Below are 9,135 nucleotides of genomic sequence, written 5' to 3'. Positions count from 1 at the left end.
GTCTCTGGCCGCTAATTTCCTGGCGTCGCCGGAGGGTCAAGCCCGCTTCAATGCCGCCGATAACACGGCCTTCATTCAGCAACTCTATCACAACACCCTACACCGTGCCGCCGATGCGAGCGGTCTGCAGTATTATGTCGACGAACTCGCCCGCGGCGTTACCCGTGTCGATGTCGCTCAAAGCTTTGTGTTCTCACCCGAGCATTTGGCCACCCTGCAGCCGACCCTCAACGCCGGCCTGTTCGTGCCCGACGCGCAGGCGGCCCAGGTTGCACGGGTGTACTACACCATGCTCGGCCGGGCGCCGGACGCAGGTGGTCTGGCGTACTACACGGACCAGCTCGACCACGGCGGAACAACGACCAGCATCGCCCAGGTCTTCCTGAACTCGCCGGAGAGCCAAGCGACCTACGGCAAGCTGTCCAACAGTGCCTACGTCGACGCCCTGTACGTAAACGCGCTGGGCCGCCACGCTGATGCCAGTGGCCTGAGCTACTGGACCGATCAACTCGACCACGGCGTGTCGCGGGCAGACCTTGCGGTGTCCCTTTCGCAGTCGCCCGAGTCTCAGAACCTGCACTTGGCCCAGATCGAACAGGGCTGGCACCTCAGCTGAAAGCCTCAATGGGCCTCGGATCGCTCAAAAGGCTGGGATTCTCTTTGGTCCAATTGTACGGCTCGAGCCAGCTGTCCAGAAATTCTCGTCTCGCCTGCCTGCTGAACTGTGAGCCTTTCTAGGCGTGGAGTCGGCTTCTCGGGAAGCAGTTCGCGGCCCCGCGCGCCATTGCGGCGACGCCTAGCGGGCTGCGGATCACTGCCAATCCGAGCGCAATGCCGCTGCTGGTGCAGATAGGGCTGGTCGAGGAGCGCACCGCCTCACGCATTGCGCACCGCGATGGGCTGGCGTAGTTCCTCACTGTCGAAGGGCAAGAGACCGTGCGGGCTTATGGCGCTGATGAACCGTAATGTGTAATTTACTGTTCTGAGAGCTGTGAGGACTGGTGCGTGCGAAATGGAGTGGTTACTTCGACGCTTTGGCGCTACCGACGCCGAAATCGAAAAATATGCTGCTTCTAACGATCCAGTTGAGATTGCAGTCAAGAATGCACGAATATTTTCGAGAGTATCAAAGTTTATATTCGATCTTACAAACGATATTCTCGCAGTCGCAAATTTTATGACTGCGGCTGGTAATAGTGTGGTTTCTATGCTGTTCTATTTCTCGAAATTTCTAGCCGGAGTTGTTGCAATAGAGATTCATGCCAGAGCTCAGGAATTCGTTGAGACTTTGCTTCAAACCAGTAAATTTCTGTTTATACCTTCTCATTATCAATGTTCGTGTTCGCGATGGGTCTATGGTGGGCAATCAATTGTGCGCTGGATCAGATAATTGGTTCAATAAAGATTTGATGCACCACCGCCCCCGCTTATCGGCCAAGCCTACTCATCTGGCGATCCCGTCCCGCGCCACCGCAGCACCCACGCTGGACCTGCTCGCTCACCGTTTAGGCCGATCCCGCCGCCGAACCACCCGCGCCCGCTGCCGTATAGTCGTCTCCGTGTCCGGCCACAGCTTGCACACCACCTCGAACGCCGCTTCGGCCATGTCGAGCCGGTAGAGCTCGGCGAGTTGAAGCTCGATCCCGCCGCCTTCGGTGTTCCACGTCTCGACGGTATAGGGCAGGCCGCCCGGCGTCGGCAGGCTCGTCGTCGGCTGCCGTGGCATCGTGATCTTTGCTTGGCAGACGGCGACGTACTTGCGCGGCTTCGGCGCACCCGGCGCCTGCTGATGCCGGCAGGACGCGCTCAGGATCCGCAGCAGGTCCAGCACCTCGACCTCTAGGCCGAACCGGGTGTGCAGGTTGCGCACGTCGTAGCAGCCGAGCCGCCGGCAGGTCTGGCATTCGACCCGCACCTGTCCGCGAGCGTAGTCGCCCAGCCGGTCCACCGTGATCCCTCCGCAATGGAACGGAGGCAGAACAGCCAGCCTAGGGGCGACGGCTCAACCCCCGTGGGGATAGCCTGTCGAGATCGCGGTGGAGCGGTGTGGATGGCGCCGGAAAAGCCGAGCAGGTAGGGATAGTTATCAAGACCGACACGTGCCGAGATCGTTCGCGCTGCGAATGAGGTTCGCACATTGGCCGTGACGACTTCGTGTTCGGCGAGCACGAGGGTTCAACAGCAGTCACGCGTTGCCAGCATCCTCGGATGCAATATCGGCATCCTGCAGCCAGTCAGGCAGCCCCGGAATGACCTCTCCGGCTACTTCGCCAGCCGTCGCTAGGGCCCTCTCTGCCTTAGCCTCGGGCTGCTCCGCGCGAACCTCTGCAAACAGCTCTCTGGCCCGACGGTCAAGCTCTTCGTCGGAAAGCTTCGCCTCGCCAAAATCGGCCATCAGGTCCCCCTGTTCGCTGCCCGCCACCGTTGCCCCACCACCTAATCCGATCCGAGGTCTGGCGGAGGGGCTACCGGTGTCCAGCCGGGTAAACCGCCATGCAAGTCGGCTCGATCCCACGATCAAATCGCACGGTTAGCGCCTCGTTAGGCTGCTTCATTCCCCAGGGTAACGCTTCCGTGTGCGAACTCACTGCACTTCGCAGAAGCGCGCTCGGCCTTTCGTCGCACAAGACCGTCTCCTCCGAACCGTCAGCGGCTCAAGCAGTTGCTGCGTGACCAAGAGGGAGAAGTTTACGATGTCGAACCCAGCCAAGGGGCAGCACGGCGACGGTCAGCGTCACAGCACGATGAGCGCTCAAGAGCAGAAGGCTGCCGAGGTCCAAGAAGCCGGAAGCGCCAAGGCGGGCGCCGGGCACCCGGATGTTCACGAGGGCGGCAAGGCCGAGGCGCCGACCGAAGGTAAGGGGCATCCTAAGTCAGCGGCGTCGAACGCACCGCAGGGTGCCACCAGCGACGAGGCCACCAGCTCGGCGACGGCCGGGAAGGCTGAGAAGGAAGCTGCAGCTGCAGTCGGCGCCAAGAAGGAGCAACACGGGCGCGGACACCGTAAAGCCGAGTAGGGCTTCCACTTTCAACCTCGCGCTCGGCCCCGCCCCGATCTGATCACGGGGCGGGGGAGCGTCCGATCTCACCAGCGGGGCCGGCTACGTGTTGCGGCACAGAAGCAGGATGAGGGAGGCGGGTTATTGGGTCATCTCGGAGGCAATTCCCCACCGTCCCGCGCCGTGACCCGGCACAAAAAAGCCCACCGCGGCGGCTGCCGGGCGGGCAAGAAGTCTCTTAGGGAGGAGCCGAACCTGTACGGGGAGCGATGGGCCGCAACCACTTCCCGAAGTGCACGGCAGAAACGCGAAAAGAGCGCCCCCGGCCGAAGTCAGGGGCGCCTGCGTGACGCGAAGTAGAGCGTGAAGCGAAGGTCAGTGCATCAGGCCGACCTTCGTCAGGATCACGATTCCGAACGCCCCGACGGCGCTGACCAGCGCTCCCCAGACCCGCTTTTCCATCGTGCCCAGGCGCTCCTCGACGGCGTCGGCGCGCTCGTGCAGCGCTCGGTTGTCCTTCTCGATCTCCGACCGGGGGACGAAGGTCGCAATGGCCTGCATGACGTTGGTGTGCCGCGCCTCGGCCGTCGCCTGTACGGCTTGCCCGGCGGCGACGAGAGAGTTCTGCCGCTCCTCGATCCGCGTCTACGCCGAGGAGACGATCCAGCAGAAGATCCTGGCCGTACGCCTACGTCACCGCCCACCACCTGCGCGACCTCCTCCGCCCTTGCGTCGATGGAGAATCTCATCCTGTGATCGAGCGAGCCTCCGCTGCAGGTCCGCTGTCACATCGGCAAAAACCGGGGCCTGCACTAGTCCGAGGTCGACTTCAGCTTCCTTCAGTGGATCCCCGACCGCGATTTCGACGAGGACGTGCTGTTCACGGTGCGTCACGAGATGCAGCGCCGTCGGGCCGCGTGGGAGGCCGAGGCCAAGGCCGAGCGTGATCGTGATAGCATCGCCTATTGCAGACGCCCGAGCACATCATCCGCGCCCAGCGCGACGAGATCGAGACCCTGCGCGCGCAGGTCCTCCAGTACGAAGAGGCCATGGCCCCGCGTACACTGCTGCCCCGTGCATGGCGGCTGACCGCCAAGGAAGAGCACCTTCTCCGGGCCCTCCGAGCGGTCGGCCCGAACATCCTCCACCACCAGCGCGCGATGCTGACGCTTTACGGCAAATTGAAGGACATGCCGGAGCAGAAGATCCTCGACGTTATGATCTGCAAGATCCGCCGCAAGCTCATGGAGGCGCAGGCGCAGATCCGCATCAAGACGGTCTTGGGGCGCGGCTGGCGGATGACGCCCGAGTCCTACGCGGCGGTCGCCGCTGACCACGCGCGGTGGCAGCAGCAGAGGAGCGCCGCTTGATGGCTCCCCTCATGCAAGCGGAGCACGAGGGTGTCTCAGGCCGCCTGCGCCGTGTGCGCCGTCTCCAGATCCAGCCAGAGGTCCAAGCCCAGCGGACCCTGCTTACGAAGCGTGATGCGGACCTGCCGGACCTCGCCACCTTGAACGAATGCGACCTCGCCGAAGTGGCCACCCGCAGTCATGACCCGCACGTGCGCGGTCGAGCCGTTGGACATCAGCACCGAGCATGGCACGTCGTAGCTGCCCATCCGGAGCGTCGCCTTCTGAAGTGTCGGCGCTTGGGCGAATTGCTTGTTGGCCATGCTGCTCAGATCTCCGGTCGAACGCAGGCCAGAGTAGGGAGCGCATTGTTAACCGTTCGTTGCAGTGGGGTTGAGACTGGCAGCGCTGCTGAGATCGCACGGGGGCAGGCCCATGGCTGAGCACCCGATCCTCTCGCTGTTCCTGGGCGAGGCCGAGAGCGGCAAGGCCATGGCTTGGTCGCTGGCAATGCTAGACGCGCTGTTGCCGGCGGCGGGCGAGCAGATCGACCCGAGCGACTGGCGGCGGATCAACGACCCGGTAAACGCCGTACTCAGCGTTGACACGGCCCACAAGGTCGACCGCTTTCACAGGGTGGCGGCTGAGATCAAAGAAACGACGGCCCCGGCGGCGGCTGGCGCGCATCCCGCGCCGGCTCGGGTTCAATGAGGGTCACCGAATGAGCGCCAAAACCCTCATCACCGCCGCAACCGCTTCTTTAGGGTGGACATAAAGAACGGCTTCGTCGTGGATGAGGTGATCTTCGCGCACCTCACGCTCACGCGTGAGATCGAGCTCGCCCGCAAGGGAAAGCCGCACGACCCGGCGCTGGTGCGGATCTCCCGCTCCCGGCGGAGTAGCACCATGGCCGAGATTATCTTTCACAGCGCGATCGCTTGCAAAGAGACCGGTCGGGATGCCGTGCTCCGCGCGGAGTCAGCAGGTGGCGAGCATCAGCAACACCCCGGCGATCGTGAACGCAAACGCGCATATCGTGCGGATACAGAGCGACCCGTAGTGCTGGCCGATACGCCAGCGCCGACACGCCAGGTGATCGAACTCCAGGCCCATGGCGAGGAGCAAGATGCCGACGCACGCTTGGAAGCTCGGCAAGACTGCGATCCCCGGTCCGACGCGCAAACTGCGCATCGAGATTTTTGTCTACCAGAGATAAGTCACCCTGTATCAGCACGGGTGAGCGCCACGTGCCAAGCAGCGGAACCAGTCCGAATCGTTTAACGATCTCGCTCGCCGCGTGGCGACCTACATACCCTTCATCGAGTCGATGAGACCGGGCTTTTCGCTTTCAGGCACAGCGCGAGGCTTGGCCTTCTCGCCCGCGTTTTGTGCCCCCGGAATGCGATCTTCCGGACAGCCGTCCTCAGCGAGTTGCTTGCGGCCGGCACGCTTCGCTGCTGCGATTTCCTCAGAGGTCAGCGTCGTACCGCCGCTCTCGTCGCGAGTCATGGCCGTCTCCCTGGATGTTCTGTCGTCGCGACATGGATGCCGTTCAGCACTTGTTTGTCGAAGTGGCTGACTGAATGGCTCGTTCCGAGGCGCTCACGCGGGATCGTCTGCTGTCAGGTTGCTCCGGGGAATTCTGATGGGCTGCTACAACCGAGGGGGGGGCGGTAATGTCGCCTAATGCGCACAGCTCGGTTTAGATACCGGCACATCGGCTCGAGGTCGGTCCGCGACGCGGCCTGCGTCGTGAAGAGGCCGCTCGCTACGTCGGCGTCGGCGCGTCGAAGTTCGACGAGCTCGTGCGCGACGGCCGCATGCCGAAGCCAAAGCGGATTGAGCCCGCTGGCCGTGCTGAATCTCAAGTACGTCGTGACGGACACCGACCGGCAGGGCAACGTCCGGTACTACTTCCGGCGCCGACCGGACCCGAAGGTACGGCTTGAGGGCAACCAGGGTCGAAGGCCTTCATGGCTGAGTACGACCGCTGCCTGAAGCGCGAGGCGCCGAAAGCGAAAGCTCCGCAGCCGCGCCTCGCAGAGGCCGGCACGTTCGCCACGCTAACAAACGCCTATCTTGCCTCGGGAGACCTCAAGGTGCCCGACGCCTCGACCCAGGGATGGCAGCTCCGCGCGCTCCTCCAAATCTGCAACGAGCACGGCAGCAAGCGTGCCTCGATGCTGCAGGCCCGCCACGTTCGCCGGCTGCGCGACGGCAAGCGAGACACGCAAGCGGCGGGGAGGGCAGGGCTCGCCGACAGCGCAATGGCGCTGCTTCCGGAGTGGAGAAGCGCCACACAGAAGGTCCCGCCGGAAGAGTCCGTTTCCGGTCAGGTGGGACCAATGTCCGAGAAAGCTGAGCGTGCGCCGTTACTTAGAAAAGCGCTGGCGCGCCCTGCGGGAATCGAACCCGCCTTTTCAGCGTGAAAGGCTGACGTCCTGACCGATAGACGAAGGGCGCTAGAAGCAACACCGAAGTCTTCGGAAGTCAGCGCCAGGTGTGATGGCGCTCCCAAGGGGAATCGAACCCCTGTTTTCGCCGTGAGAGGGCGACGTCCTAGACCGCTAGACGATGGGAGCTTTCCGGCGGCGCCGCGTTGCTATAGCGACGCTGGGATCGGGGCACAAGTGCCGCCCGGTAGATATTTCAACGAACGGGTGAGCGCGGGTGGAAGAGCACGGACAGGAACGTGTCGGCATCGTGGACGAGGGCGGCCAGCGCCTTGATCGGGCCCTCGTCGGGCTTTTCCCCGACCTGTCGCGCGCGCGGTTGCAGGACCTCGTCCGAGAAGGCCATGTCAGCCGCGACAGCGGCGTGCTGCGCGATCCCTCCGCCAAGGTTGCCGCCGGGACGCGGCTCGTCCTCGACATGCCGCCGCCCGCCGATCCGGTGCCGGAAGCGGAAGCCGTGGATCTCGTCGTCGCCTACGAGGACGACGACCTCATCGTCATCGACAAACCCGCCGGCCTCGTCGTCCATCCGGCGCCGGGCCATGCCGGCGGGACCCTCGTCAACGCCCTCATCGCCCATTGCGGTGCCAGCCTCTCCGGCGTCGGCGGCGTGCGGCGGCCGGGGATCGTCCACCGGCTTGACAAGGACACGAGCGGCCTCATCGTCGTCGCCAAGAACGACTTCGCCCACCATGGCCTCGCCGCCCAGTTCGCCGACCATGGCCGCACCGGGCCGTTGGAGCGCGCCTACCTCGCCTTCGTCTGGGGGGAGCCCAACCCGGCGGCGGGGACGATCGAAGCGAGCCTCGCCCGCTCTCGCCACAACCGCGAGAAGATCGCCGTCGTCTCGGACGAGACCGGCCGCCACGCGATCACGCATTACGCAGTAGCGGAACGCTATGCGGAGGCGAGCCTCGTGCGCTGCCAGCTTGAGACCGGGCGCACGCACCAGATCCGTGTCCACCTCGCCCATCGCGGCCATCCGCTTCTCGGGGATGCTGTCTACGGGGCCGCGTTCAGCACGAAGGCGGCCAAGCTCGGCGAGGCGGCACGCGCCGCGCTGATCGCCCTGGACCGGCAGGCCCTGCATGCGGAACTGCTCGGATTCGCCCACCCGCGAACGGGCGAAACCCTGCGGTTCGAGAGCCCGCTGCCGCCGGACATGGCCGCGCTAAAGGCTGCGCTGGTCGCGTAATTTTCAGCGATGATCGTGCGAAAGGGCACGACAGGCCGCGGCACTTCGTGCCATCCTTCAACCCAACGATCCGGTCGTGCGTTGGTGGCGACGTAACGTGTCCCAGACGCGACGGGATTGGTCGAGCGGCCCCATTCAGATGGGCGCTCGGAGGGGTTGGCTCAAGGGCGACCCCGTCGATCACCGCGTTCGCCCGTCTGGGGGACCTGTTTGAGGAGTTATGCCATGGCCGGTACGCTGCCCGTGCTCGCCAACGAAGGTGGCCTTTCGCGCTACCTCGACGAGATCCGCAAGTTCCCGATGCTGGAGCCGGCGGAAGAGTTCACCCTGGCGAAATCCTGGCGCGACGGTGGAGATCGCGAGTCGGCCCACCGGCTCGTCACCTCGCACCTGCGCCTCGTGGCGAAGATCGCCATGGGCTATCGCGGCTACGGCCTGCCGATTGCCGAGGTCGTGTCCGAGGGGAACGTCGGCCTGATGCAGGCCGTCAAGCGCTTCGACCCGGACAAGGGCTTCCGGCTGGCCACCTATGCAATGTGGTGGATCAAGGCGGCGATCCAGGAATACATCCTGCGCTCGTGGTCCCTTGTGAAGATGGGCACCACCGCCAACCAGAAGAAGCTGTTCTTCAACCTGCGCAAGGCCAAAGGCAAGATCTCTGCGCTGGAGGAAGGCGACCTGCGACCCGATCAGGTGTCGCAGATCGCGACCCGCCTCGGCGTGCCGGAGCAGGACGTGGTGGACATGAACCGCCGCCTCTCGGGTGACACGTCCCTCAACGCGCCCCTGCGCGAGGAAGGCGAGGGCGAGTGGCAGGATTGGCTCGTGGACAACACGCCGAGCCAGGAGACGGTGCTGGTGCGCGAGCAGGAAGGCCAGAACCGGCTCTCGGCCCTGCGCGACGCCCTGAGCGTGCTGAACGCCCGCGAGCGGCGGATCTTCGAGGCGCGCCGCTTGGCCGAGGATCCGATCACCCTTGAGGACCTGTCGGGCGAGTTCGGTGTCTCGCGCGAGCGGGTACGCCAGATCGAGGTCCGCGCCTTCGAGAAGGTGCAGGAGGCGGTGAAGCGCAACGTTGCCACCCGCGAGGCGCCCCGCGCGCTCGCCGCCCACCACTAGACTATTCAAGGCTCATGACG

13 protein-coding genes, 2 tRNA genes and 1 pseudogene are annotated in these 9,135 nt (G+C 64.5%); 7 read left to right on the top strand and 9 right to left on the bottom strand.

Annotation, left to right across the window (positions count from 1 at the left end; genetic code table 11):
• Positions 1 to 616 (top strand): DUF4214 domain-containing protein (locus tag MKK52_RS03475; protein ID WP_243952349.1); only part of this gene is annotated, 616 nt, incomplete at its 5' end.
• 882 nt (positions 617 to 1,498) lie between these two features.
• Here MKK52_RS03475 and MKK52_RS03470 read toward each other — a convergent pair.
• Positions 1,499 to 1,948 (bottom strand): hypothetical protein, encoded by a 450-nt coding sequence (locus MKK52_RS03470; protein ID WP_243952348.1) that lies wholly within the window; start codon positions 1,946 to 1,948, stop codon positions 1,499 to 1,501.
• Positions 1,949 to 2,185: 237 nt separating this feature from the next.
• Positions 2,186 to 2,395 carry a hypothetical protein gene (locus MKK52_RS03465; protein ID WP_243952347.1) on the bottom strand — a complete coding sequence of 70 codons (210 nt, stop codon included), beginning with the start codon at positions 2,393 to 2,395 and terminating at the stop codon, positions 2,186 to 2,188.
• 274 nt (positions 2,396 to 2,669) lie between these two features.
• Here MKK52_RS03465 and MKK52_RS03460 point away from each other — a divergent pair, with 274 nt between their 5' ends.
• On the top strand, positions 2,670 to 3,017 hold the full coding sequence (locus MKK52_RS03460) for a hypothetical protein (RefSeq protein ID WP_243952346.1): 348 nt from the start codon (positions 2,670 to 2,672) through the stop codon (positions 3,015 to 3,017).
• A gap of 357 nt (positions 3,018 to 3,374) precedes the next feature.
• On the opposite strand, the gene MKK52_RS03455 is transcribed toward MKK52_RS03460, so the two are convergent.
• Positions 3,375 to 3,560 carry a hypothetical protein gene (locus MKK52_RS03455; RefSeq protein WP_243952345.1) on the bottom strand — a complete coding sequence of 62 codons (186 nt, stop codon included), beginning with the start codon at positions 3,558 to 3,560 and terminating at the stop codon, positions 3,375 to 3,377.
• Between the two features lie 404 nt (positions 3,561 to 3,964).
• Between MKK52_RS03455 and MKK52_RS03450 the strand changes: the two genes are divergently transcribed.
• On the top strand, positions 3,965 to 4,369 hold the full coding sequence (locus tag MKK52_RS03450) for a helix-turn-helix domain-containing protein (RefSeq protein WP_243952344.1): 405 nt from the start codon (positions 3,965 to 3,967) through the stop codon (positions 4,367 to 4,369).
• A gap of 35 nt (positions 4,370 to 4,404) precedes the next feature.
• On the opposite strand, the gene MKK52_RS03445 is transcribed toward MKK52_RS03450, so the two are convergent.
• Complete coding sequence (locus tag MKK52_RS03445) at positions 4,405 to 4,671, bottom strand: hypothetical protein (RefSeq protein ID WP_243952343.1); 267 nt, start codon at positions 4,669 to 4,671, stop codon at positions 4,405 to 4,407.
• 112 nt (positions 4,672 to 4,783) lie between these two features.
• On the opposite strand from MKK52_RS03445, the gene MKK52_RS03440 reads away from it, so the two are divergent.
• Positions 4,784 to 5,059 (top strand): hypothetical protein, encoded by a 276-nt coding sequence (locus tag MKK52_RS03440; RefSeq protein WP_243952342.1) that lies wholly within the window; start codon positions 4,784 to 4,786, stop codon positions 5,057 to 5,059.
• Between the two features lie 3 nt (positions 5,060 to 5,062).
• Here MKK52_RS03440 and MKK52_RS03435 read toward each other — a convergent pair whose 3' ends face one another.
• From MKK52_RS03435 to MKK52_RS03425, 3 genes are all read right to left on the bottom strand, one after another.
• Positions 5,063 to 5,275: a hypothetical protein gene (locus tag MKK52_RS03435; RefSeq protein WP_243952341.1), complete on the bottom strand. Its 213-nt coding sequence runs from the start codon at positions 5,273 to 5,275 to the stop codon at positions 5,063 to 5,065.
• Positions 5,276 to 5,326: 51 nt separating this feature from the next.
• A complete protein-coding gene (locus MKK52_RS03430) occupies positions 5,327 to 5,503 on the bottom strand; it encodes a hypothetical protein (RefSeq protein ID WP_243952340.1) in 177 nt (58 codons plus the stop codon).
• A 150-nt stretch (positions 5,504 to 5,653) separates the two neighbouring features.
• Complete coding sequence (locus MKK52_RS03425) at positions 5,654 to 5,857, bottom strand: hypothetical protein (RefSeq protein WP_243952339.1); 204 nt, start codon at positions 5,855 to 5,857, stop codon at positions 5,654 to 5,656.
• Between the two features lie 197 nt (positions 5,858 to 6,054).
• Between MKK52_RS03425 and MKK52_RS03420 the strand changes: the two are divergent.
• Positions 6,055 to 6,192 (top strand): annotated as a pseudogene (locus MKK52_RS03420) (XRE family transcriptional regulator); the annotation flags it as partial.
• Positions 6,193 to 6,736: 544 nt separating this feature from the next.
• Here MKK52_RS03420 and MKK52_RS03415 read toward each other — a convergent pair.
• Positions 6,737 to 6,811, bottom strand: a tRNA-Glu gene (locus MKK52_RS03415).
• Positions 6,812 to 6,854: 43 nt separating this feature from the next.
• Positions 6,855 to 6,930: transfer RNA gene (locus MKK52_RS03410), tRNA-Glu, on the bottom strand.
• 88 nt (positions 6,931 to 7,018) lie between these two features.
• On the opposite strand from MKK52_RS03410, the gene MKK52_RS03405 reads away from it, so the two are divergent.
• A complete protein-coding gene (locus tag MKK52_RS03405) occupies positions 7,019 to 7,996 on the top strand; it encodes an RluA family pseudouridine synthase (RefSeq protein ID WP_243952338.1) in 978 nt (325 codons plus the stop codon).
• 225 nt (positions 7,997 to 8,221) lie between these two features.
• The gene (gene rpoH, locus MKK52_RS03400; RefSeq protein WP_243952337.1) at positions 8,222 to 9,115 is read left to right on the top strand and encodes an RNA polymerase sigma factor RpoH; all 894 of its coding nucleotides are present in this window, start codon (positions 8,222 to 8,224) and stop codon (positions 9,113 to 9,115) included.
• Positions 9,116 to 9,135: the final 20 nt, after the last annotated feature.

The organism is Methylobacterium sp. J-067 (genome assembly GCF_022829465.1).
In the GTDB taxonomy this organism is placed as follows: Bacteria; Pseudomonadota; Alphaproteobacteria; order Rhizobiales; family Beijerinckiaceae; genus Methylobacterium; species Methylobacterium litchii.
Note: the sequence above shows the minus strand (reverse complement) of the source record. Positions and strands in the feature narration are given on the sequence as shown.